21 protein-coding genes and 12 tRNA genes are annotated in these 23,221 nt (G+C 30.6%); 5 read left to right on the plus strand and 28 right to left on the minus strand.

The features are described 5' to 3' along the window. Positions 1–17 precede the first annotated feature (17 nt). The gene (locus tag ACZ5N4_RS26430; RefSeq protein ID WP_464205760.1) at positions 18–1,100 is read right to left on the minus strand and encodes an NAD(P)H-dependent flavin oxidoreductase; all 1,083 of its coding nucleotides are present in this window, start codon (positions 1,098–1,100) and stop codon (positions 18–20) included. A 249-nt stretch (positions 1,101–1,349) separates the two neighbouring features. Beyond that, complete coding sequence (locus ACZ5N4_RS26435) at positions 1,350–2,339, minus strand: M23 family metallopeptidase (RefSeq protein WP_464205761.1); 990 nt, start codon at positions 2,337–2,339, stop codon at positions 1,350–1,352. Between the two features lie 178 nt (positions 2,340–2,517). Here ACZ5N4_RS26435 and ACZ5N4_RS26440 point away from each other — a divergent pair, with 178 nt between their 5' ends. After that, on the plus strand, positions 2,518–3,516 hold the full coding sequence (locus ACZ5N4_RS26440) for a DnaD domain protein (RefSeq protein ID WP_464205763.1): 999 nt from the start codon (positions 2,518–2,520) through the stop codon (positions 3,514–3,516). Continuing rightward, positions 3,509–4,492: an ATP-binding protein gene (locus ACZ5N4_RS26445; RefSeq protein WP_464205765.1), complete on the plus strand. Its 984-nt coding sequence runs from the start codon at positions 3,509–3,511 to the stop codon at positions 4,490–4,492. Before ACZ5N4_RS26440 ends, ACZ5N4_RS26445 begins: the two co-directional genes overlap by 8 nt. Positions 4,493–4,591: 99 nt before the next feature. On the opposite strand, the gene ACZ5N4_RS26450 is transcribed toward ACZ5N4_RS26445, so the two are convergent. The 14 genes from ACZ5N4_RS26450 to ACZ5N4_RS26515 all read right to left on the minus strand — a co-directional run bounded on the left by ACZ5N4_RS26450 (position 4,592) and on the right by ACZ5N4_RS26515 (position 7,689). After that, positions 4,592–4,667: transfer RNA gene (locus ACZ5N4_RS26450), tRNA-Thr, on the minus strand. A gap of 10 nt (positions 4,668–4,677) precedes the next feature. Further along, positions 4,678–4,754: transfer RNA gene (locus tag ACZ5N4_RS26455), tRNA-Asp, on the minus strand. A gap of 9 nt (positions 4,755–4,763) precedes the next feature. Continuing rightward, a tRNA-Val gene (locus tag ACZ5N4_RS26460) sits at positions 4,764–4,839 on the minus strand. An 11-nt stretch (positions 4,840–4,850) separates the two neighbouring features. Continuing rightward, positions 4,851–4,925, minus strand: a tRNA-Glu gene (locus ACZ5N4_RS26465). 28 nt (positions 4,926–4,953) lie between these two features. Then, a tRNA-Thr gene (locus ACZ5N4_RS26470) sits at positions 4,954–5,029 on the minus strand. A 6-nt stretch (positions 5,030–5,035) separates the two neighbouring features. After that, positions 5,036–5,112: transfer RNA gene (locus tag ACZ5N4_RS26475), tRNA-Asp, on the minus strand. Between the two features lie 9 nt (positions 5,113–5,121). Then, positions 5,122–5,197: transfer RNA gene (locus tag ACZ5N4_RS26480), tRNA-Val, on the minus strand. An 11-nt stretch (positions 5,198–5,208) separates the two neighbouring features. Further along, positions 5,209–5,283 (minus strand) — tRNA-Glu (locus ACZ5N4_RS26485). Between the two features lie 67 nt (positions 5,284–5,350). Further along, positions 5,351–5,427 (minus strand) — tRNA-Asp (locus ACZ5N4_RS26490). An 8-nt stretch (positions 5,428–5,435) separates the two neighbouring features. Beyond that, positions 5,436–5,511: transfer RNA gene (locus tag ACZ5N4_RS26495), tRNA-Val, on the minus strand. Between the two features lie 11 nt (positions 5,512–5,522). After that, positions 5,523–5,597 (minus strand) — tRNA-Glu (locus ACZ5N4_RS26500). 169 nt (positions 5,598–5,766) lie between these two features. Next, the gene (locus tag ACZ5N4_RS26505) at positions 5,767–6,582 is read right to left on the minus strand and encodes a pyruvate, water dikinase regulatory protein (RefSeq protein WP_464205767.1); all 816 of its coding nucleotides are present in this window, start codon (positions 6,580–6,582) and stop codon (positions 5,767–5,769) included. 22 nt (positions 6,583–6,604) lie between these two features. Further along, positions 6,605–6,976, minus strand: coding sequence for a CoA-binding protein (locus ACZ5N4_RS26510; RefSeq protein WP_464205769.1), 372 nt, complete (start codon positions 6,974–6,976; stop codon positions 6,605–6,607). A gap of 128 nt (positions 6,977–7,104) precedes the next feature. Next, the gene (locus ACZ5N4_RS26515) at positions 7,105–7,689 is read right to left on the minus strand and encodes a hypothetical protein (RefSeq protein ID WP_464205771.1); all 585 of its coding nucleotides are present in this window, start codon (positions 7,687–7,689) and stop codon (positions 7,105–7,107) included. A 229-nt stretch (positions 7,690–7,918) separates the two neighbouring features. Between ACZ5N4_RS26515 and ACZ5N4_RS26520 the strand changes: the two genes are divergently transcribed. Next, the gene (locus ACZ5N4_RS26520) at positions 7,919–9,151 is read left to right on the plus strand and encodes a BaiN/RdsA family NAD(P)/FAD-dependent oxidoreductase (protein WP_464205772.1); all 1,233 of its coding nucleotides are present in this window, start codon (positions 7,919–7,921) and stop codon (positions 9,149–9,151) included. Positions 9,152–9,168: 17 nt separating this feature from the next. Here the strand turns inward: ACZ5N4_RS26520 and ACZ5N4_RS26525 are convergent, their stop codons facing one another. Beyond that, complete coding sequence (locus ACZ5N4_RS26525; RefSeq protein WP_464205774.1) at positions 9,169–9,915, minus strand: acyl-[acyl-carrier-protein] thioesterase; 747 nt, start codon at positions 9,913–9,915, stop codon at positions 9,169–9,171. A gap of 123 nt (positions 9,916–10,038) precedes the next feature. Beyond that, positions 10,039–11,325 carry an adenylosuccinate synthase gene (locus tag ACZ5N4_RS26530; protein ID WP_464205776.1) on the minus strand — a complete coding sequence of 429 codons (1,287 nt, stop codon included), beginning with the start codon at positions 11,323–11,325 and terminating at the stop codon, positions 10,039–10,041. Positions 11,326–11,855: 530 nt separating this feature from the next. Here ACZ5N4_RS26530 and pgsA point away from each other — a divergent pair. Further along, positions 11,856–12,398, plus strand: coding sequence for a CDP-diacylglycerol--glycerol-3-phosphate 3-phosphatidyltransferase (gene pgsA, locus ACZ5N4_RS26535; RefSeq protein WP_464205778.1), 543 nt, complete (start codon positions 11,856–11,858; stop codon positions 12,396–12,398). Between the two features lie 45 nt (positions 12,399–12,443). On the opposite strand, the gene ACZ5N4_RS26540 is transcribed toward pgsA, so the two are convergent. The 9 genes from ACZ5N4_RS26540 to ACZ5N4_RS26580 form a co-directional block, all read right to left on the minus strand. Beyond that, positions 12,444–12,653 carry a DUF3006 domain-containing protein gene (locus ACZ5N4_RS26540; RefSeq protein WP_464205780.1) on the minus strand — a complete coding sequence of 70 codons (210 nt, stop codon included), beginning with the start codon at positions 12,651–12,653 and terminating at the stop codon, positions 12,444–12,446. Between the two features lie 51 nt (positions 12,654–12,704). Continuing rightward, positions 12,705–14,345, minus strand: coding sequence for a response regulator (locus ACZ5N4_RS26545; RefSeq protein WP_464205782.1), 1,641 nt, complete (start codon positions 14,343–14,345; stop codon positions 12,705–12,707). Positions 14,346–14,632: 287 nt separating this feature from the next. Beyond that, positions 14,633–14,708, minus strand: a tRNA-Thr gene (locus ACZ5N4_RS26550). A 122-nt stretch (positions 14,709–14,830) separates the two neighbouring features. After that, positions 14,831–16,168, minus strand: coding sequence for a replicative DNA helicase (locus ACZ5N4_RS26555; protein WP_464205783.1), 1,338 nt, complete (start codon positions 16,166–16,168; stop codon positions 14,831–14,833). A 25-nt stretch (positions 16,169–16,193) separates the two neighbouring features. Beyond that, a complete protein-coding gene (gene lonC, locus ACZ5N4_RS26560) occupies positions 16,194–18,089 on the minus strand; it encodes a Lon family ATP-dependent protease (protein ID WP_464205784.1) in 1,896 nt (631 codons plus the stop codon). Between the two features lie 12 nt (positions 18,090–18,101). Beyond that, a complete protein-coding gene (gene rplI / locus ACZ5N4_RS26565; protein WP_211142344.1) occupies positions 18,102–18,545 on the minus strand; it encodes a 50S ribosomal protein L9 in 444 nt (147 codons plus the stop codon). Beyond that, on the minus strand, positions 18,545–20,530 hold the full coding sequence (locus ACZ5N4_RS26570) for a DHH family phosphoesterase (RefSeq protein WP_464205786.1): 1,986 nt from the start codon (positions 20,528–20,530) through the stop codon (positions 18,545–18,547). The genes rplI and ACZ5N4_RS26570 overlap by 1 nt, the downstream gene beginning before the upstream one ends. 14 nt (positions 20,531–20,544) lie before the next feature. After that, positions 20,545–21,534, minus strand: coding sequence for a YybS family protein (locus tag ACZ5N4_RS26575; protein WP_464205788.1), 990 nt, complete (start codon positions 21,532–21,534; stop codon positions 20,545–20,547). A gap of 11 nt (positions 21,535–21,545) precedes the next feature. Further along, the gene (locus tag ACZ5N4_RS26580; protein ID WP_178906186.1) at positions 21,546–21,863 is read right to left on the minus strand and encodes a MazG-like family protein; all 318 of its coding nucleotides are present in this window, start codon (positions 21,861–21,863) and stop codon (positions 21,546–21,548) included. A gap of 166 nt (positions 21,864–22,029) precedes the next feature. On the opposite strand from ACZ5N4_RS26580, the gene ACZ5N4_RS26585 reads away from it, so the two are divergent. Continuing rightward, the gene (locus ACZ5N4_RS26585) at positions 22,030–22,938 is read left to right on the plus strand and encodes an alpha/beta hydrolase (RefSeq protein ID WP_464205791.1); all 909 of its coding nucleotides are present in this window, start codon (positions 22,030–22,032) and stop codon (positions 22,936–22,938) included. A gap of 34 nt (positions 22,939–22,972) precedes the next feature. Here ACZ5N4_RS26585 and ACZ5N4_RS26590 read toward each other — a convergent pair whose 3' ends face one another. Beyond that, on the minus strand, positions 22,973–23,122 hold the full coding sequence (locus ACZ5N4_RS26590; protein ID WP_464205793.1) for a hypothetical protein: 150 nt from the start codon (positions 23,120–23,122) through the stop codon (positions 22,973–22,975). Positions 23,123–23,221: the final 99 nt, after the last annotated feature.

The following is a 23,221-nucleotide window of genomic DNA, read 5'->3' on the forward strand; positions in this document are numbered from 1 at the left end:
TGCAAGTAGCAGTACTATTATTTACAATCAACTAAACTTTTTTCAGCATCACCAACAAGTTCATTTATTAAGTCTTTTACAGTAACAATCCTATCTATTCTATACGCGCTGCTTCCAGCAAAAATAAGACCGTCTTCAATATTGCCTTTAACTGCTTGTATTAAAGCTTTTGAAATACAATAAGGTGTATCTTTTGGATTACACTTTTTCAAACAATTATAGCATTTCTTAGGGCTAATTCTTTCTATTTCTACTTGATTGATGAATTCATTTTTAATGGCTCTTCCAGGAAGGCCTACAGGACTTTGTATGATTTTAATATCTTCCTTGCTTGAATTTACATATGCTTTTTTATATTCTAAATGAGCATCACATTCTTCAGTTGCTACAAATCTTGTTGCCATTTGAACACCTGAAGCACCTAATTTTATAAATTTAGCAATATCTTCTCCAGTGTAAATACCACCTGCAGCCACTACAGGGATCTTTGATCCATATTCTTCTTCAAAAGGTTTTAAAGCCTCAATTACTTCAACTACAATTTCCTCTAAAGTTAATTTTCCTTCTCTAACATCATCAGCATGAAATCCTAAGTGTCCGCCTGCCTCCGGTCCTTCAACTACAACCATATCAGGAATTTTATTATATTTTTTAATCCAATGCTTTGTAATAACTGAAGCTGATTTTCCTGAAGATGCAATCGGTGCTATCTTAACATTACTTCCCTCAACTAATTTAGGTAATGTCAAAGGAAGTCCTGCGCCAGAAATTATTATATCTACTTGTTCCTCTACGCAAGCCTTTACCATTTCATCATAGTTATTAATAGCCACCATAAGGTTAACTCCTACTATTCCTTTAGGACTTAACTCTTTTGCCCTTCTGACCTCATTTTTTAGTGCTCTAACATTAGCTTCTTTAGTATTAGTTTCAAAATCTGGTTCTCTATATCCTATTTGAACTCCAGATATTATACCAATACCTCCTTCATTTGCTACCGCTGATGAGAGCCTATAACCGGATACCCCTACACCCATACCACCTTGGATAATAGGTACCTCCGCTTTTAAGTCTCCTATAATTAATGGAGGTAATTTCATTTGATCGTCCCCTTTAAAGTTATTTTTATCATCAAATATTTTGATAGTCAAAGTATATATTAAAAAAGAGTATATGTCAATGTTTTTTCCATAAAAAGTAAATAAAACATTGCTATTCCTCTATCCTAAATTGTTCTTAAACAATTGAATTTTGCAGGATTATTTATATAGCTTACATTTATTTGCTTTGAATTTTCACAAATAAGTGTAAGCTATTCCTGTCAATTATTTAATTTTTAATACTTTATATTATTTTAAATACTTTATAGGGTCTTGAGGTGCCCCATCAACTCTAACCTCAAAATGTACATGAGGTCCAGTGCTATTACCTGTACTTCCTACTTTTCCGATATTTTCGCCTTTTTTAACTTGCTGACCTTCATTTACATCTATATTGCTGCAGTGTCCATACACTGTTTGTACTCCTACTCCATGATCTATCTTAATAACCTTTCCATATCCATCTTCCCATTTTGCATAAGCTACTTTTCCATCCATAGCAGCATGAATGGGATCTCCCATAGGTGCCCCTATATCTATGCCATTGTGCATTTTCCCCCATCTCATCCCAAAAGGTGATGTTATAGTTCCTTTGGATGGGAAACTTACAAAGCTAGTTACACTTGATGCCCTTGAGAGGCTTACATTTTTTACTCCATTAACTTCTTTTTCTTTTGAAAAACATATGAGAGGATTACTAGGGTTTTCTTTTGCTATTTTTATTGTTTCTTCTATTGTACTTATATCTTTAATGTTAGTATCTTGTTTTACATAGGTTATACGATTGTTTAACTTAAATGTTCCATCTTTATCTTTTTCTTTATACTCATTTTTAATTATATCCAACACTTTAATCATTTCACTTTCATTAGCAAGCACTCCAACTTCTCTGCCATCTGATTTCATTAAAACCGTTGGTATACTCGTTCTACTATTTTTTACAATTGAGTTTTTAATTGCGCTGCTATCTGCTATATTTTCATTTTTAATTGAAACCTCTTTAAAAGTTATATCATCCTTTAATGTAACTTTTCCGAACCTCTTTTCTAAATCTTTTTCTATATTTTTCTCGACATTATAAAAATCTTCTTTGTTTTTTACATAGGCTAACGGCTTACCATTCATATATACTTGATAAGCATTAAATTTATTGTAGTATATGTATTGGCCAGATACCATAGTAGTAATTACTATAGACAAACTAGCTAATATTGCCTTAGCCCTATTACTAAGTGACAAACTGATCATCCTTTCATTATGATATTTTTGCTCTCACTTCTTTATTTTGCCTTATTTTTAAGAAATTATTACATGTTTTGTAATTTTTTTTAATTGTTATACTACTTCTATTTTGTTATAATGATTTATTAGAAACTATTTTTAACACTAAACATAGATAAAGGTAGGTCATGAAATTATGAGCACTTTCGTATTCAAAAGTGGTAATTCAAACTATACTCCGGTGAGTAACATTTTTATAGATAAATTTATGCCAAAGGCCCGAGGAGAGTTCGTTAAAGTATATCTTCTAGGGCTAAAATATTGTGTTTCTGGTGAACTTGGAGTAAGTTCTCAGATAATGGCTAGTGCCCTTCATCTTCTAGAAACTGATCTTTTAAATGCATGGAATTACTGGAGTGATGAAAATGTGGTTAAAATAATTCCTATAGATAACATGGGAAATTACAGTATTGAATTTTTAGATTTAACAAATTCAACTAATGAAAATCAAGAAGATATAAACTTACTTGAAGAATTAGATAAGAATTCTACAAAGGATATGCTTCAAGATATAGAGAGACTTTTAGGGAGACCCCTTTCATCAAAAGAAATGACTATGTACATAAGCTGGCTAAAAGATTTTAACTTTGGCCATGAAATCATACTTCTTCTAATTCAATATTGTGCTTCAAAAGGAAAAACAGATTGTAGATATATAGAAAAGATAGCAATTGCATGGTTTGATGCAAAAATTAAAAACATAGACGATGCTCAAAGCTTTATAAAAAAGCATGAAGATAAGTGGATTAAGATAAGAAAGATATTAGGTTACTTAGGTATAAAAGATGCGGAAATAATGAAGCCACAAGAAGATATGATGCATAAGTGGATAAATACATATAATTTCCCACTAGATGTAATATACAAAGCCTGTGATGTATGCTTTCAGCGAATTAATAAGGCTGATTTTAAGTATATTGATGGAATTTTGGGCAGTTGGAACAAAGAAGGACTTAAAACTGTGGAAGACATAGATTCAAAAGATACTAAAAAAACTTATTACCCAAATAACTTTAATAAAAATAATAATGTGAATAAAGCTACAAACAGCACATTTAATAACTTTAAACAGCGTAGTTACAATTTTAAAGATTTAGAAAAAAAATTATTAGGATGGGATAACAAAGATGATTAAAGGATATCACTCCAATATAATGAAGATATACGAAAACATAAGAACTGCTGAAGAAAAAGCGATTAAAGATAGACGAAAAGAAATTGAAAAAAAAGTGCCAGATGTTTTAAATATAGAACGTGAAATCGGTAAACTTTGCGTTAAATTATCAATAAGTATACTTAATAATTCAGAAAACAAAGATGAATATCTTAATGAATTAAAAGAAAAAATAACTGATCTTAGAATAAAAAAGTCTGAATTACTAGTTAGAAACAATTATCCCTTAGACTACCTGGAACCTCAATATAGGTGTATTAAATGTAAAGATACAGGTTTTGTTGGAACAAAAAAATGTAATTGTTATAAACAAAAACTCGTAGAGTTATATTATGAGAATTCCGATTTGAAAACTATACTCACAAAGAATAACTTCGAAAATTTTAATATTGAACTTTATCCTTCTAGAAGGAACATAAATGAACCAATTAGTCCAAGAAAGAATATTGAAGAGATTGTATCTAAGTCATGGAATTTCATTGAGAATTTTTCTTTATCTCCTGAAAATCTATTGTTTTATGGAACTCCTGGTACCGGAAAAACCTTTTTATCAGATTGTATTGCTAAAGAGCTCTTAGATAGAGGTTACCTGGTAGTCTATAGAACCTCGGAGTCCCTAATTCAGAATTTAAAACATATAAGATTTAATAATGATGAAAATTTAGAGGATTTACTTATAAATTGTGATCTCCTCATATTAGATGACTTAGGTTCTGAACAGATAACTGATTTTTCTAAAACGGAGCTATTTAATCTGTTAAACAGAAAGCTATTAAATAGAAAAAAAATGCTAATATCTACAAATCATGATTTGGAAGAACTTCTAAAAATATATTCAGAAAGAATCTCTTCAAGATTACTTGGCGACTTTACTTTATGTAAGTTTTTCGGAGAGGATATAAGAATAGGTCAAAATATAAAAGGTAAAAGATTTTAAAATAACGATAGGCACTATTAAATTATAGTGCCTATCGTTGTGTAAATTTAAGTACTTACATAAAAAAACAAGCTGCATATAAAATATGCAGCTTGTTTTTGGTGCTGGTTGCAAGAATCGAACTCGCGACCTACTGATTACAAGTCAGTTGCTCTACCTGCTGAGCTAAACCAGCAAATTAAATATGGCGACCCAGAAGGGACTCGAACCCTCGACCTCCGGCGTGACAGGCCGGCACTCTAACCAACTGAGCCACTGGGCCATATATATGTGGTGGGCACAACAGGGCTCGAACCTGTGACCCTCTGCTTGTAAGGCAGATGCTCTCCCAGCTGAGCTATGCGCCCACATATTAAAATGGTGACCCCTAGGGGAATCGAACCCCTGTTACCACCGTGAAAGGGTGGTGTCTTGACCGCTTGACCAAGGGGCCATGCTAATTTAAAGATAATTTTATTAAATGGTGCTGGCAGCAAGAATCGAACTCGCGACCTACTGATTACAAGTCAGTTGCTCTACCTGCTGAGCTATGCCAGCAAATTATGGCGACCCAGAAGGGACTCGAACCCTCGACCTCCGGCGTGACAGGCCGGCACTCTAACCAACTGAGCCACTGGGCCATAAATATATGGTGGGCACAACAGGGCTCGAACCTGTGACCCTCTGCTTGTAAGGCAGATGCTCTCCCAGCTGAGCTATGCGCCCATATATTATAATGGTGACCCTTAGGGGAATCGAACCCCTGTTACCACCGTGAAAGGGTGGTGTCTTGACCGCTTGACCAAAGGGCCATATTAGATTTTCATGTTATAAATTTAGACCTATAATACCATCATAATTATTTAATATAAATAATTATGGCGACCCAGAAGGGACTCGAACCCTCGACCTCCGGCGTGACAGGCCGGCACTCTAACCAACTGAGCCACTGGGCCATAATATATGGTGGGCACAACAGGGCTCGAACCTGTGACCCTCTGCTTGTAAGGCAGATGCTCTCCCAGCTGAGCTATGCGCCCATATATTATAATGGTGACCCCTAGGGGAATCGAACCCCTGTTACCACCGTGAAAGGGTGGTGTCTTGACCGCTTGACCAAGGGGCCATATTTATCTTTTCAGTTCACTTGTAGCGACCCGACATAGACTATAATACAAGATATTTATCAAAGTGTCAACATTTTTTTTATATTTTTTTATACTATATTATGGTTTTTGTCTAAAGCCCTTCAAAATCAGGGCTTTAGACAAAGTTTTGTATCATCTTTTTATATTTTAGTACTGCTTTAATCCCATATAATCTATATGTTCCATTATTATTAATGCAGTATCTTCTATAGCTCTTTTTGTGACATCTATAATTTTACAATTAAGCTTTCTCATAAGCTTATCTGCAAATTCCAACTCATCTAAAACTCTTTCTGCATTTGCATATTGTATCTCTGTAGATAATTTAGAAAACTTATCTATTCTATGTCTCCTTATTTCAATAAGATGCATTGGGTCTATTGTTAACCCTATTATTTTCTTTCTATCAACTTCAAACAGTTCATTAGGTACTGGTACTTCTGGCATAATAGGTATGTTTAATGCCTTAATTCCTTTGTTAGCTAAATACATACAAAGTGGTGTTTTAGACGTTCTTGAAAGCCCTACTAAAATTACATCCGCATTTTTAATACCTGAATGATCTTTGCTATCATCATACTGAATAGCAAATTCCATAGCTTCTATTTTTTTATAATATTCTGAGTCCATCTCCCAAACTGCACCTGGCTTATAATCAGGAAGCTTGTTCAAAATTCTAGAAGCAACGCTGATACAAGGACCTAGTACATTCATTATGTGTATACCAGTTTCTATACATCTTTGGATTAAAAACTCTCTAACATCAACTAAAACTATTGTTGATATAATCATAGTATTTTCTCTGTCTTCAATTTTGTTTATAAATTCATTTACATCTTCAAAGCTTTTTATGTATGGTACTCTCTGAACTTTTATATTATCATAGAACTGACAAGCAGTTGCTCTTGCAACTTGCTCAGCAGTTTCTCCTATAGAATCTGATACAGCATATATCGTAAACATTAATAGACTCCCCCTTAAAAACTTATAACCTAGAAAGTTCTACAAGCGCACATCCTTCTATAGCTATAATACCCTTATTTCTACATAAACTCAATATTTCTTCACTTTCTGCTCCAGGTTGTATTAGCACTTTATTTATATCAAGTTTAGCAGCACTTTCCATTACTTTTAACCCTTGTATAGGATTTATGCATAAATCTATAACATCTATTTTATAATTCACCTCTTCTAGTGTCTTATATACTTTACCAGTAGTATCTCTAGGATTTACCCCCTCTACATTAAAATTAGAATCTCTCAAGCTGCTTAATATTCTGAATGCATATTTACTTTCATTTAGCACATCACCAACAACTACCCAATTTTTATAATTTAATAATTCTGAAGCTTCCATATAGCACTTTTCCCCTTTCAATAGTAAATTTTAATTAAGGCATCTGAAAGAAAATAACAAGTGAAAGATGCCTAACCCTATTATAAATATTATATACAAAATAGAATTAAATATAAAAAACTATCTTACTAATTATTTAATAAGATAGACTCATTTTTGATTATACTATTACTAATGACATTTTTTAACGTTTTTTCATATTTATTTTTTAAAATTTGCCTTTCTTTAATCTCATCTTCTAAAGCTTTAACCTTTAATTCATATTCTTTCAAGAAATTACTTAAATTAATTTCCTTTATAGTAAAGCTAAAGTTATCTCCATATTTTTGACCTATTGAACTAATTTTAAATGTTCTTAAGTTATTTATAACTATGAGTAAATTTTTTTCCCAAATTCCTTTTTTAATAAACTTAAACTCGTCTTCTAATACATCTATTTGCTCAACTTTTCTTCCAACGATATCTTCTATAAAGTTTATAAGTGTAGGATAGAAAGCAAATGTCATACCTTTATTTAGCTTTATCTTTAATATGTCTTCATACTGATTCAAAATCTTCTCAGAATCATTCTCGAATATAAGTTCTACTTCATCCCTTCTAAGAACCTTTTTATCATCATTTATTTGAACTGCAACGAAATCATAGTTTATGCTTAGAACCTTCAAATCTCCTTTAGTACTATCTATAGATTTATTTAATATTTTAGCTCTCATAAAAAAATTCCTCCTCACTAAATATATTTTCAAGTGCGAGCAGGTCTAACATGTGATTATTTTTAGAATTACTGTACTATAATTATAACAACTATACTCTCTTCATTACAAATGTAATTTAAGCCCTGGTTTCTACATAGTGGATTATACCTATAAAAATTCTATTACCAAAACTATATTTTTACGATAAAATAATATAGAATAATTCGATTACAAGGAGTTGTTGTCTTTGTTTCATGAAATAATAATAGTAGGCGGCGGTGCTGCTGGTATCATAGCAGCAATTACTGCTAAAGATTCTGGAAAAGATGTTGCAATATTAGAGGGAAACAGCAGAATAGGAAGTAAAATTCTTTCAACTGGAAATGGTAGATGTAATATAACAAATAGCAATATTTCTTATTCAAAGTATCATAGTCAAAATCCTGAATTTTTTAAGTTTGCTTTAGACAGTTTTAAATTAGATGATACCACTAATTTTTTCTATTCTTTAGGTCTTCCCTTAGTTACTTTAGAAGATGGAAAAATGTATCCGTTATCACTTCAAGCATCTTCAGTGCTTGATATATTTAGATTAGCTATAGAAGATCGTAATATTCCTATATACCTAAATTCTAAAGTTAACAACATAAAGAATAGCTCTAAATCTTTTAAGCTGTTTACTGAATCCAATGATGTATATGAGTGTAAAAAGCTCATATTATGTTGTGGTGGCAAATCAGCCCCTAATACTGGTTCTGATGGATCAGGCTTTAAGATAGCTAAATCATTAAACCACAATATAATAAGTCCAGTACCAGCCCTAGTACAGCTTAAATTAAGCTATAAAAATCTTAAGGCTTTGTCTGGAGTAAAATTCAATGGCTTTGCTGAAATATTTGTAGATGGTATTTCTAAAAGACGAGAGTTTGGAGAAATATTATTTACAGATTACGGAATATCCGGTCCCCCTATACTTCAACTGAGTCGTACTGCTTCTGCGGCTTTATCTGAAGGGAAATCTGTGAGTCTGACTATAGATATGATGCCTGATTTGAATAAAGAAAATCTAATAGAGTTTTTAGAAAATCACTGGGGAACATTTAGTTACAGAAGTGTTTATAATTCCTTTGTTGGAATTATAAATAAAAAAGTTATTCCTATACTTTTAAAAGAGGCCTCAATAGATAATATACATAAACTCTGCTGCGAATTAGATTGGAAGGAAAAACAACAGTTACTAAGTCTACTTAAAGAGTGGACTTTTTCAGTGTGCGACACTAACTCATTCAAAAACTCTCAAGTAACTGCTGGTGGTGTAGATACAAATGATATAAACTCTCAAACTCTTGAATCAAAAATAATTAAAAATTTATATTTTGCAGGTGAATTACTTGATGTTGACGGGGATTGTGGAGGCTTCAATTTACAATGGGCATGGAGTTCTGGATTTATAGCTGGAAAAAATGCTGCTGAAAAATAAGGTCAGCAGCATTTTTCTTATTTCTCCCATTGGGTTTGAACTAAACACAACTGTTTATCTTCTCCATCAACAACTCTATGGAAGCATGTTATATTATTTTCATTTGTCTTTATTTCTACTAAGACCTTTACTGTATCTCCATATTTAGTTTCTTTTTCATAGACTGTATTTATACTTGTAATTACATAGTTGTTTACTATATCTAATGGTACAGCCTCTATAGCCCATTCTACATATTTTACATTGTTAACATGTCTATTTGTATCTATGTCACTATACCTTACTTGAAAGACTTTTTCACTATGTATTTCTAATGGCTCACTTATTTTTTCTATATCAAGAATATCGTTTTTATCCTTAGGAACTCTATAGGCATTATACATTTCTTCTGTCACTCTTATAGCTCTTCTTTTTTCAATATCAATTAAGAACCATATAGATTTGGCTTTCCCTATAGTGTTTCCATTTAAATCTACTATCTCAAATACCCTATATGCATAAAACTTTTTAAAAGAATAAGGTTTAGTTATTATTCTAACCTTTTCTCCATACACAGGGTATCTATACATATCTATATGCCATTTATAAAGAACCCACGCTATACCATGTTGTGTTAGGTAGTCTATTCCAACACCTATGTCTTCAGATTGTCTTATAGCAATATCCTGAAGATAATTCATTAAATTTGTTATAAGTAATCTTTTTTTATAGTCTATTTCGTAATATTGAACTTCATATTCTCTTTCTGTCACTATCTCACACATAGAACTACACCTCTCTATATATCATAAATTTATTTTATAATATATTTCTAAACTTTTCCATAAATTTTCATCAAAATAAAAAATTCAGGGTATAATTCTATTATACACCTGAATTTTTTTAAGTTATATATCTGTAACTTCAATAGTTTGATCTCTTCTTGGTCCTACTGATACTATAGATATTTTTGTACCAGTAAATTCTTCTATTTTCTTTAGATATACTTTAGCGTTTTCTGGAAGATCATTATAACTTCTAGCATTTTCTATACTTTTATCCCATCCATCAAACTCTTCATATATTGGTTCACACTTAGCTAAATCTTCAAGACTTGCTGGAACGTAATCAATAACTTTTCCATCAAACTTGTAACCTGTACATACCTTTACCTTTTCCATTCCTGCTAGAGTATCTATTTTAGTTACAGCAAAACTTGTAAGACCAGAAATTCTTGCAGTAGTCTTAAGTATAACTAAGTCTAACCATCCACATCTTCTTGCTCTTCCTGTAGTTACGCCATATTCATGTCCTTTTTCTCTTATCCAATCACCAGTTTCATCAAATAACTCTGTTGGGAAAGGTCCCTTACCAACTCTTGTTGTATATGCTTTAGCTATACCTACCGCACTAGTTATCGCTGTAGGACCAACTCCTGCCCCAGTACATACACCACCAGCTATGGTGTTAGATGATGTTACATATGGATATGTACCATAATCTATATCAAGTAATGTACCTTGTGCACCCTCAAATAATACTTTTTTACCTGCTTTTATGTTGTTAAATACTTCAACTGATATATCTTTTACAAAAGGTCTCATTCTCTCAGCATATTCCAAGTACTCATTATATATAGCACTAAAGTCTAAACTGTCTCCTCCGTAAATTTTTGTTATAATATCATTTTTAGCATCTACATTATCCTTTAATTTTTCTTCAAAAACTTCCTTGTGCATTAAATCACAAACTCTTATACCGCTTCTTTCCATCTTATCAGTATAACATGGTCCTATTCCTTTTCCTGTTGTTCCTATATCCTTTTTTCCTCTAGCTTTTTCTTTTATACCATCAAGTATCTTATGATATGGCATTATAAGCTGTGCTCTATCACTTATCATTAGTTTTTCTGGAGTTACATCTACTCCAACACCTTTTAAATAATCTATTTCTTCAAATAAAGCTTTTGGGTCTACAACTACTCCATTACCTATTACGTTTAATTTAGTATCATAAAGTATTCCTGAAGGTATTAAATGAAGTTTATATTGTTTATCTCCAACCTCAACGGTATGTCCTGCATTGTTTCCACCTTGAAATCTAACTACAACATCTGCACTTTCTGCAAGATAATCTGTCATCTTCCCTTTTCCTTCATCTCCCCATTGGGCTCCTAAAACAATAAATGCTGACATAAAAATTTCCTCCTCTTTTATTAAGTTAGCTACACTTAAGCATTGACGAATATTTATTGGCTTACTATATCTCTAGTCATATCAACTTCGGTAACATAATATTTTTAATATACCTGTACCGTAGTTTATATATCTTTATTGACGCTTTTTTATTATATATTTCTTTCCTTATATACTACTAATATGCCAACTTAACATTAGTATATACAGTTTATAAGTCTGTAAAAATTATTACTAATCCTTTATCGATTATCTTATAATTCTTTACATGGACACATGCATCCTATTTAATCCTATCAAAAGTGAATAGTTCAGTCAATATAAATACGAATATTAATTAATAAATTTAAATTAAAATTCGTAAATGTTTTCAATTTAGCTTTTTTATATTCATAATCTTATAAACATCTTTCATTTTTCAGTTAAAAGAATTAAAATATATTTATCTGCTATTTAATACAAGAAACTCTTTATTATTCATAGCATACACTAAAACAAAAATATAATTACTTTTATTTTGGAGTGATATTATGAATTTACCAAACATTCTCACTCTCTTTAGATTACTTTTAATTCCTATTTTTATTTTATTATTTTTCTCAAATGTGCCTAATAACCTATTTTACTCTATACTGGTGTTTCTGACTGCTGGATTGACAGATATATTAGATGGCTATTTAGCACGAAAATACTCTCTAATAACTAAACTAGGCATAGTATTAGATCCATTAGCTGATAAACTTATGATATTAACTGTTTTAAGCTGTCTAGTAATAAAGAATTATATACCTTTGTGGATTCTTATAATAATTTCTATAAAAGAAGTCTCTATGATATTCTTTGGCATAATATTATATAATAAAAATACCGTAATTCCATCTAACAAGTTTGGAAAGCTTACAACTATATTATTTTACTTATCTATATTTACCTTAACTATTAATATAAAGTTAGGTACTTATCTTATATATTTGTCTGTTGTAAGTGCGTTAATAGCTTTTGTTAATTACTTTATTTTGTATTATAAGAATAAACAATTATTAGGTAACAATGATAAGAATGTACAAAAATAAAAGGCTAGAATGAAACCTTCTCAGTTTCACTCTAGCCCTTGACACTTATTCCCACATATCTTTAGATAATTTCTCTATTACATTTTTTCTTTTTTTAGTTTCTTCATAATCTATTGTTATGTGTTCTCCTATACTGAGAACATCACCTTCTCTAGCTTCTTTTGGTATTTTGTTTACTTCAATGTTTATTACCTTGCTATCATATAGTTCTACTATTGCAAAACCACCTTCAAATCTATCAATTATACCAAACACGACAGCACCTTCCTTTTTATAAATGTAAAAAGCAGCTATATAATATTATAATTATAAAAGATATAAAAATAGTGAATCTCCATCCATACTATTTTGCTTATTCATAAAATAAGAGGTATTTCCAGTATCTGTTTTTACTGTACTATAAACCACTTTTAAAAGTTCATCAATATTAAAAGGCTTAGAAATATAGTTGTCCATACCTGCATTCAAAAACTTCTCTTTATCTTCTTTTAAAGCATATGCTGTTAGAGCTATAATAGGTGTACGACTATCATTATTTTCTTCAGATTTTCTAATTATTTTTGTAGTTTGAATTCCATCTAGTATAGGCATTTGTATATCCATAAGTATTAAGTCATATTTCTTATTTTCAATAAGCTTTAAAGCCTCTTCGCCATTATTAGCAATATCACATGTGTGTCCATTTTTCTTGAATAAATTGTATATTACCATTTGGCTTGCCTTATCATCCTCAACAATAAGAATATTCAACCTTCTACCAACTAAATTATTTGTTTGAACCTTTGTTTTTTTATCACTTATATTTGTGCTACTGTATTTTTTACCTTTTTCTAAAGATATATTAAATGAAAACACAGACCCTACATCTTTTCTACTTTTTACTTCAATTTTACCATCCATCATTTCTACAAGTCCCTTACAAATGCTGAGTCCTAGACCTGGACCAAAATTCTTTCTGGTATATTCTTTATTATCAATCTGACTAAAGCCTGTAAATAATTTAGGTATATCTTTTCTATCTATACCTATGCCTGTGTCTCTTATTAAAAATTTTAAATTAACTTTTTTGTCAGCAGACTCCACTTTTTCAATGATAAGCGAAATAGTGCCATACTTAGTGAATTTTATAGAGTTATCTATTAAATTATCTAAAATTTGTTTTATTCTTACAGGATCACCAATTAATGTATCCGGTATTGATTCATCTATTTTTGCTTTAAACTCCAATTTGCTTTCAAGTGCCTTAATTGCAGTTAATCTTACAATCTCGTCTATGAGTTCTTTAAAATTAAATTCAACACTATCTAGTTTTATATTTCCAGATTGGATTTTAGAAAAGTCTAAAATACTATTAGTCATATCTAACAAACTTAATGCACTTGACTTCACTAAATTTAAGTTTTCTTTTTGTTCAGAGTTTAAATTGGTCATCAGAGTTAAATCTGTCATACCTATAATACCGTTAACAGAGGTTCTTATTTCATGACTTATATTAGCTAAAAATTCATTTTTAATTCTACTACCTGTTTCTGCATCTTCTTTTTCCTTTTTTAGTTCTCGAACTGTCACTTTGTAGTCAGTAATGTCATTTAATATTATTATTTTACCTTCAAATTCATTCCTAGTATCAATTATAGGTACTATTTTAATATTAAAATACTTTGCTCCTTTATTAGTCAAGATTTCTCTTTCCATTGAAAATTCCGTATTTTCACTGTCAATCTTCACTAGCTTATCTTCAATTTTACATACTAATTTATCTATCTCATTTTCAAACTCTATATTATAAAATGTGTCATGCGCTTTAGGGTTTAACTTAATAATTTTGTTGTTTTTATCTAATAAAATGGCTTCAAAAGGTAGTATCTGAAATATACTCAAATATCCTCCTTTATTAAAATCTATGTCAGTTTTATTATCTTTTTCACTTTCGTATTTATTTAACAACTACAATACCCCCCAAAATTTCACAAAATGCACATTGTTAAAACGATAACACTAAATTTTAATAAAATAACATATTCCAACCACTTAAAATCTAATATTAACAGTAATTTTTCATATTTCAATATATCAAAATATAAAACAAACCTTTTAGAGTTAAATTTAAAATATTCTGTATTCTGCATCTGCTCTAAATCTTCAAAAATTACATTTAACAAAATTTAGCCTTTTGGTTTTAATTATAAATACAGAGAAAAAAAAATTCAACCCATTTTTATTAGAAATTAATATGGTGCTCCTAGCAGGGTTCGAACCTGTGGCCTGCTGATTACGAATCAGCTGCTCTACCAGCTGAGCTATAGGAGCCTACACTATAATTAGTTTAACTTAATTTTACATAAAAGTAAAGTTTTCATGTAGATTCTATTGTGCATATTGTAATAAATAAAGTAAAGGCTTTTACCTTATTCATAGTAAAAGCCCTTACCTTATTCTTGATGTATAACATCTAAATTTCCAAACTTACTAAATTGTCCTAACCAAGCTAATTTTACAGTACCAGTCGGACCGTTTCTTTGCTTTGCTATTATACACTCTCCTATATTTTTATCTTCAGTTTCCTTATCATAGTATTCATCTCTATATAAGAACATAACTAAGTCAGCATCCTGCTCGATAGAACCGGACTCTCTTAAATCGGATAGCATAGGTCTATGGTCTGTTCTTTGTTCAGGTGCACGAGATAACTGAGATAGTGCAATAACTGGACACTGCATTTCCTTTGCTAGTGCCTTAATTGATCTTGATATTTCTGAAACTTCCTGCTGTCTACTCTCAGAGCCACTCTTACTACCTGACATAAGCTGAAGGTAGTCTATAAGCACTAGATCTATTCCTTGCTCTATTTTCAACCTTCTGCACTTTGACCTCATTTCCATTACTGACATACCAGCGGTATCATCAATAAATATTTTAGCGCTAGCAAGAGGGCCTGATGCCTTAGCGATATTTTCCCAATCCTTATCATCTAGGTTACCGGTTCTAAGCTTTAGCATATCTACATGAGCTTGTGAACATAAAAGCTTATATGCCAATTGTTCCTTAGACATTTCCAGGGAAAATATAGCTACACTTTTTCCTGCCCTAAGCGCTGCATGCTCTGCTAAGTTTAATGCAAAGGTGGTTTTTCCCATAGAAGGTCTTGCAGCTATTAGCACCATATCACCTTTTTGAAAACCAGATGTTTTCATATCAAGTTCTCTGAATCCAGATGCAACGCCTGTTGTTTCTCCTTTATTGTTAAAAAGCCTTTCAATTTCTAAAAATCCTCTTTCCAAGACTACACTCATAGGTTCAAAATCAGATGTACTTTTACTATTAGATAAGTTAAAAATCTCCTTTTCAGCTAAATCCATAGCTTTTAATACATCATCTTGATTATTATAACTCTCTTCTATAATTTTTGTAGAAGATCTAATTAGTTTTCTTAAAATAGATTTGTCACTTACAATCTTTATGTATGACTGCACATTAGCCGTGGAAATTACAGAACCACTTAATTCACTTATATAAGTTATTCCACCTGCTGCTTCTAACCTATCTGTAGACTTTAAATGCTCTGTAAGAGTTATTATATCTACAGCTATATCTTTTTGATAAAGGTCCAAAATAGCATTAAATATGGCCTTATGTGAATCTTTATAAAAATCTTCAGCTTTTAAAACTTCCATAGCTTCTGCTATGGAAGTTTTATCAATAATCATAGAACCTATTACGCTTTGTTCAGCCTCAATGCTATGAGGCATACTTCTAAGAGGTGCATCCATGTATCATCACTCCTTAGAATTTAATTTAAAATACTAGTCCAATAAGTTGTTCAATATTATTTACTGCCTTAACTTCTATATCTTCAAGTCCTTGAGGAACTTCTTTGGAATTATCTTCTGGAACAATTACAAGTTTTATTCCTTTTCTTCTTGCTCCATAAATTTTTTCAAAAATTCCTCCAACAGGCTTTATGTTACCTCTAAGCGATATTTCTCCTGTTATAGCTATATCCTGTCTTAATGGCTTGTTTAAAAGTGCGCTAATAATACACACTGTAATAGCAGCTCCTGCTGAAGGTCCATCAATTTTTCCTCCACCTATTACATTTACATGTATATCATAGTCACTTATATCCTTATCAGTTATTTTTCTGATAACTGACGCTGCATTAAACACAGAATCTTTAGCCATGCTTCCAGCTGTATCATTAAATCTTACTATTCCTTTTCCTTTTTCCTTTGCTTCAAAAACCGCTGTTTCTATTTCTATAGTAGATCCTACATATCCACTTACGCCTAACCCATATATATGCCCAACATCATATTTTGATTCTACTTTAACTTCTTCAAAAGGAACTAATCTACTTATAGATATTACTTCCTTTAAATTTTCAACTGTTATCTTTACCTTCTCTTTTAAATTAGTATCCTGATCGTTGTAAAGTACATAACCATAAACATCTGATAGTATATTTACTGCTTTTCTTCCTTCAATTGTGTATCTGCTTATAAGCTCTGACACGCCTTCTTCTAATTGTATATTTAACTTATCAGCAGCATTTTCTACTATTTGTTGTATATTTATTGATGTTAAAGGTTCAAAATATACTTCTGTACATCTTGACCTTAAAGCTGGATTTATTTCACTAGGCTCTCTTGTAGTTGCTCCTATAAGTACAAAATCTGCTGGTGCTCCATTTTCAAAAAGATATTTTATATATCTTGGTGTGTTTTCATCTTCTGGATCATAATATGAAGATGAAAACTCAACTCTCTTATCTTCTAATACCTTCAATAACTTATTTTGAAGCATTTCATCTAATTCGCCAATTTCATCTATAAAAAGCACGCCGCCATGAGCTTCCGTAACAAGTCCAAGCTTTGGTTCAGGAATCCCTGTTTCAGCTAAATCTCTTTTAGTTCCCTGGTAAATTGGATCATGTACAGATCCAAGCAAAGGATTAGTAATTTCTCTTGGATCCCATCTTAATGTAGTGCCATCTACCTCTACAAATTTAGCATCTTTTTTAAAGGGAGTATATTTTAGTTTTTTTACTTCTTCTAGCGCAAGTCTAGCTGCAGTTGTTTTTCCAACCCCAGGAGGACCATATAGTATAATATGTTGAGGATATGGGGATGCTATCTTTGATAAAATAGCTTTTATTGCTGTTTCCTGTCCAACAATTTCACTAAAAGCTTCTGGTCTTAGAATACCTTGAATGCTTTTGCTTAATTTTCTAGAGTCTAGTACTTCAAGCTGAGCATATTTTTTAAGAGTTTTTGCATTTTCTGGGCCTTTTTGCTTTTTTATTATACTTAGTCTAACCTCATCCATATACTTATCTTGTTTTTCCATGAGGTTTTTTTCTACTTCGTTCTCTATTTTATTTTTTACATAATTTTTTGCTAATGCTTCTGAAATCCAGATATTTGTATCTTCAAGAGCCTCGTATATATTAGATTCATCTGGTATAGAATTTAATCCTTTACCATCACTTACTATCTTATTTAATGCATAGATTCTCTTAAATATATCTTTACTTTTTATATAGTTTTGTAGCTTATATTTTACTACTCTAGCCCTTACAGTACCTTCGTCTATTACTTTATTCAAAATATCGTATAGAACATTTACCTGGGTATCAACTGGTATAGTATTAGTTAATTCCTGTTCCAACCCATCAATAAATTGTGATTTCACAAATTTTCCCCCTTATTTTTCTGCAATAACCACTTTAACCTTTGTGGAGATTTCAGGATACAATTTTATTTCTACATCATAAGTTCCAAGCTGTTTTATAGTATCTACTACGACCTTTTTCTTATCTATATTAATATTAAATTTCTTATTTATTTCGTCTGCTATATCTTTTCCTGTTATTGCTCCAAACAATCTTCCATTTTCACCTGATTTAACACAAAGATTTACTTCTTTGCCTTTAAGGCTTTCAGCTAACTTTTGAGCAGCCTCTATTTCGGCTAGTTTTTGTCTTCTCTCAGCTTCTTTCTTATTATTTAAGATATGAAGATTTGAATCTGTAGCTTCTTGTGCAAGTCCTCTTGGAAACAAATAGTTTCTTGCATATCCATCTGAAGCATTTATTATGTCTCCCTTCTTCCCTAGTGATTTAACATCCTTTACTAATATAACTTTCATTATTCTTCACCTTCCCTAATGTATTTATCTATGGCATTTTTGAGCTTTTCAAAAGCTTCATTTATATCAACAGATTTAAATTTTGCTCCAGCCATAGTCATATGTCCTCCTCCACCTAGGGATTCAAGTATTAATTGCACATTTATATCTCCAAGTGATCTTCCACTGATAAATATCTCGTCTTTTATTTTAACAAAAACAAAAGATGCTTGAATACCTGTAATATTTAGCAGCTCATCCGCTGCCTGTGCAGCTAATACAGTATCTTCTATTTCATTAGGACATATTGCTATAGCTATGTTTTTAAATACCTTCGCTGACTTAATAATCTCAGCTCTTTTTAAATAAGTTTCTAAGTCATCAGCAAAAAACCTTTTTACATCTATTGTATCTGCTCCTAATCTTCTTAAAAAAGAAGCAGCCTCAAAGGTTCTTACACCAGTTTTAAAATAAAAATTCTTTGTATCAACACATATTCCAGCTAGCAATGCCTCCGCTTCAATAGGCTTTAGTTTTGGTTTTTCAACCATGTATTGAAGCATTTCAGTAACTAGTTCTGACGTAGATGATGCATATGGCTCTATATAACTTAAAAGAGCACCTTCAATAAAGTCAGTAGACTTTCTATGATGATCTATTATAACTAATTTATCAAAGTAATCAACAACATTTATATTCTGTACATACCCTTTGCTATGCACATCAACAAGTATAAGAAGACTATTTGTATCTGCTTCCTCAATACATTGTTTACTGCTTATAAATGCATTTTCATAGTCTTCCTCTTCCTTAATTTTCTCTAATATTGGTCTTATGCTATTATTCTCATTGTCTAATATTATAAAGCAACTCTTTCCAAGTAATGTAACTGCTTTGTAAATTCCAATAGCTGCTCCTAGACAGTCTATATCAGGAGTCATATGACCCATTATGAATACTTTATTGCTTTCATTTATTAAATCTACTAGTGCATGTGCTATAACTCTTGCTCTAACTTTTGTTCTTTTCTCTACTTCTTTCGTCTTTCCTCCATAAAATGAAAGCTTCTCACCATTCTTTACTATGGCCTGATCTCCACCACGACCAAGTGCTAATTCCTTAGCTGACACAGCATAGTTTTCATTTATCATAGGAGTTTCTCCACCACGGCCTACCCCTATACTTAGAGTTACAGCTAATTTGTTTCCCATGTTTATTTCTCTTACAGTATCTAATATATCGAACTTTTTTTCCATCTCTTTTTCAATGTACTTATTTTGAACTGATAGCACATACTTATTTTCGTCATATTTCCTTAGCATTGCATTTAAACTTTGAGCATAAGTATTTATTGTTCTTTCTATTTCTGCAATTATTAAGGGCCTTTTATCTTCATCAATAGTTTTTATTACATCATCAAAGTTATCAACTTCTATGAGCATAACTATTTCTTTTTCTGAATCCACGGACTCTACAATTTGAAATAAGTCTGTAACATCATAAAAATACAAAAGTAGTATTCTGTCTTTTGTATTTTCAGATGTATCTACAACATTCGTATATATATCATAATATCTATCCTTTATTTTAATGTATCTAAGTACATTTTCTTTTCCATCTAGCGCTTGCCTCAAGTTAAATTCCTTAACTATACTTTTAATATTTTTCCCTAATATATCTTCATCTTGAATTATAGGAGAGAATTTCTGATTATACCACAACATCTCTCCTTCCTTTCCAATGATGATCAATGGAAAAGGAAGTCTTACAAGAGTGTTTCTAGTAGCATTATCCAACTTAGAAGAAAAGTCTTCAATAAATCTTTTCCACTCATCTTTTTTCACTTTTGTATTTTTAATATTATAAATTACAAGCAAACCATATAAACTTATAGCTACTATACCTGCTAAAATGTGACCATAAGCTATGAGAGCTAAAATAAGAATAGCAATTATTATCATATACATTTTACTACTTGTTATAAAATAATTATACTTTTTATCCATTTAGTAACCTCCAGTTACTCTGTTCTGGGCCTCTTGTAAGGATCAAGCTTTCTAAAATCAAATAATATATCTATTAAACCAGCATATATATAAACTATATAAAGTTGAGAAGTAACAGTAAAAATTAGTATTAATGCTGTAACAGCCCTTGACAAATTGTATTTTCTTCTTAAATAATATGTTGCTAACGCTAATCCATTCAACATAATGGTTAGCTGAAATATTGATTGTGGAAAAATAGCTATATATTCTTTTGATGGAATGTTGCTCCTTTCAATTAACAAGCCTAAAATAAAAATTAGACCTACTAAAGTACCTATTCTAGTATTAATATATAATTGGCTAAAGGGTTTTATCTCTCTCATTTTATAATTTAATCTTTTAAGTATGTTCCTAGCTATTGTGTAATTTAAATATGACAAAGATAATGATAACATAATAACTGAAAAAGGCATAATTTTTAATATTGAATCTGTATTTATATTTTTGTACATCTCTTCCATAGTGGCAATTTGCTCTTTGCTCATACCTATTTTTGCATAAGTTTCTTTAACCATAGCAAAAGTTTCATTCATCATTTTTATACTCTTATCGATAAGACTAACAATTCCACCTTTATCAATTAAAGTTGAATAAATACTAACATTTATAATTAATACAATGATAAAAGCAATAGATAAAAATAATATTGTTGTACTTGCTTTTTTATCATGTTTTACGCAGTATCCAAGAGTCATCCCTGAAAAAACAATTGTTATAGAAGATGCTAGTGCTGTTAATGGATTAAATATCATTAGCATAAGTATAGCACTTATTACTATAGATCCTACTGCAACTTTATAGTTATGTCTTATATACAACACTGTTATTGGAATTGGTAAAATAAAAAAACCTATTAATTCAAAAAATGGTATGTATGTATTCAAAAGCTTTATAATTACAACAAATATTGCTAGTAACCCTGCTTCTACCATAGCTCTAGTATTATAAACTCTATTGTACATTTTATCCTCCGTTATTCTCTTTCTTTTAAATGATTATACAACTTACTTAAATCTTTACCTTCCTTTTCTATTTTGTCCTCCTCAATAATTCCAAGCTTTAACTTTTTTTTCATGTTTTCATCTACTGCAGCATGGGAATATCCTAATCTCTCTGATAGTAAATATAGCAATATCATTGCCCCAGAAATACAATCAAGTATTGCTTCTTGTGCCACATTACTTCCCTTGGTGAGTAGCTTAAAAAAGTCACTAATTACACATAAAAGTTCTGCCTTCAACTCCTCAATCATTTTAACATTATACATTATATTGAAATCATCTTTTTTCATTAAATCCATCCCCTCTAAATCTATAATTATATTTTAGTTATTTTTACATGTTTGTGCAACAAACTATTATTTATTTTTAACTTTACTTAATATATAATCTTATTGTAGACCAAGTATTATTTAATATTAAAGTTACATAATCTAATTTTACATAAGGAGATGTATGATGAATATAAAATTAGCACTAATAATAATTTTATTTATATTTATAATTATTGCCATATGTTTCTATTTTTCAAACATAGTTTTAAATCCCAAAACATGGAATTATGATAAAAGTTATAATTATGAATTGGAATGTGGAAGAATATTAAAAGATTCTTTCGAAAAATTAAAAAAGCAAGAAGTTTATATTGATTCACCTTATGGATACAAGCTCCACGGCTTATTTTTTCCCGGGAAAAATCCTAAAAAAACCGTAATATTATGCCATGGAATTACATGTACACTTTATACATCAGTAAAATATATGGATATATTTTTCAAAAGAAACTTTAACATTTTTATATATGATCATAGAAATCATGGAAAAAGTGGTGGAAAACATACTACTTATGGTTTTTATGAAAAGTTCGATTTAAAAGCTTGTGTAGATTGGATTTTTAATAAATGTGGCAGTGATTGTATAGTAGGAATTCATGGTGAATCCATGGGGGCTGCCACTATTTTGCAGCATGCAGCTATTGATACAAGAATAAGCTTTTATATTGCAGACTGCCCTTACTCTGACTTAGTTTCACTATTTAAGTTTAGATTAAAAGAAGATTATCATCTGCCTTATTTTCCAATAATAACTATATCAAGTTTTATAAGTAAGTTAAGATTAGGTGTATTTTATAATCAAGTATCGCCCATTGAAGACATAGAAAATATTAGCACACCTATATTTTTTATTCACGGTGAAGATGATAAATATATACTTCCTCAGATGAGCATAGACATGTATAATAAAAAAACAGGAATAAAAAAATTATATCTTGCACCTAATGCAGGCCATGCTGAAGCTTATATAAAGAATAAGCATGAATATGATAAACTAGTAGGAGACTTTCTTAATCAGATTAATTTAAGTTAACCAAAACGCACTGCAAATTTAACTACAGTGCGTTTTAAATCTTTAATTTTCTATAAAATATACTAACTAATAAAATCGTTGAAATCATAAGTACAAAAGCTATACCTCTTCTTTCCTTATTTATTGACTGTTCTTTAACATAACCTCTTTCTAATGGTTCACCAATTGCTTCTGCCTTAATCACTACATTCTTATCATTAAATTCTTTGCTTTTTTCTATATAATCAACTCTTAGTTGCTGCCGAGTCTTCCACAACCTATGATTACAATATACATATCAGTG

The organism is Clostridium nitrophenolicum (assembly GCF_055391695.1).

Bases quoted from the DNA above. Each gene is read 5' to 3' on its own strand.
- ACZ5N4_RS26430 (WP_464205760.1), bottom strand. From the start codon at position 1,100: ATGAAATTACCTCCATTAATTATAGGAGACTTAAAAGCGGAGGTACCT.
- ACZ5N4_RS26440 (WP_464205763.1), top strand. From the start codon at position 2,518: ATGAGCACTTTCGTATTCAAAAGTGGTAATTCAAACTATACTCCGGTG.
- ACZ5N4_RS26445 (WP_464205765.1), top strand. From the start codon at position 3,509: ATGATTAAAGGATATCACTCCAATATAATGAAGATATACGAAAACATA.
- ACZ5N4_RS26505 (WP_464205767.1), bottom strand. From the start codon at position 6,582: ATGTTTACGATATATGCTGTATCAGATTCTATAGGAGAAACTGCTGAG.
- ACZ5N4_RS26510 (WP_464205769.1), bottom strand. From the start codon at position 6,976: ATGGAAGCTTCAGAATTATTAAATTATAAAAATTGGGTAGTTGTTGGT.
- ACZ5N4_RS26515 (WP_464205771.1), bottom strand. From the start codon at position 7,689: ATGAGAGCTAAAATATTAAATAAATCTATAGATAGTACTAAAGGAGAT.
- ACZ5N4_RS26525 (WP_464205774.1), bottom strand. From the start codon at position 9,915: ATGTGTGAGATAGTGACAGAAAGAGAATATGAAGTTCAATATTACGAA.
- ACZ5N4_RS26530 (WP_464205776.1), bottom strand. From the start codon at position 11,325: ATGTCAGCATTTATTGTTTTAGGAGCCCAATGGGGAGATGAAGGAAAA.
- pgsA (WP_464205778.1), top strand. From the start codon at position 11,856: ATGAATTTACCAAACATTCTCACTCTCTTTAGATTACTTTTAATTCCT.
- ACZ5N4_RS26555 (WP_464205783.1), bottom strand. From the start codon at position 16,168: ATGGATGCACCTCTTAGAAGTATGCCTCATAGCATTGAGGCTGAACAA.
- rplI (WP_211142344.1), bottom strand. From the start codon at position 18,545: ATGAAAGTTATATTAGTAAAGGATGTTAAATCACTAGGGAAGAAGGGA.
- ACZ5N4_RS26570 (WP_464205786.1), bottom strand. From the start codon at position 20,530: ATGGATAAAAAGTATAATTATTTTATAACAAGTAGTAAAATGTATATG.
- ACZ5N4_RS26575 (WP_464205788.1), bottom strand. From the start codon at position 21,534: ATGTACAATAGAGTTTATAATACTAGAGCTATGGTAGAAGCAGGGTTA.
- ACZ5N4_RS26580 (WP_178906186.1), bottom strand. From the start codon at position 21,863: ATGAAAAAAGATGATTTCAATATAATGTATAATGTTAAAATGATTGAG.
- ACZ5N4_RS26585 (WP_464205791.1), top strand. From the start codon at position 22,030: ATGAATATAAAATTAGCACTAATAATAATTTTATTTATATTTATAATT.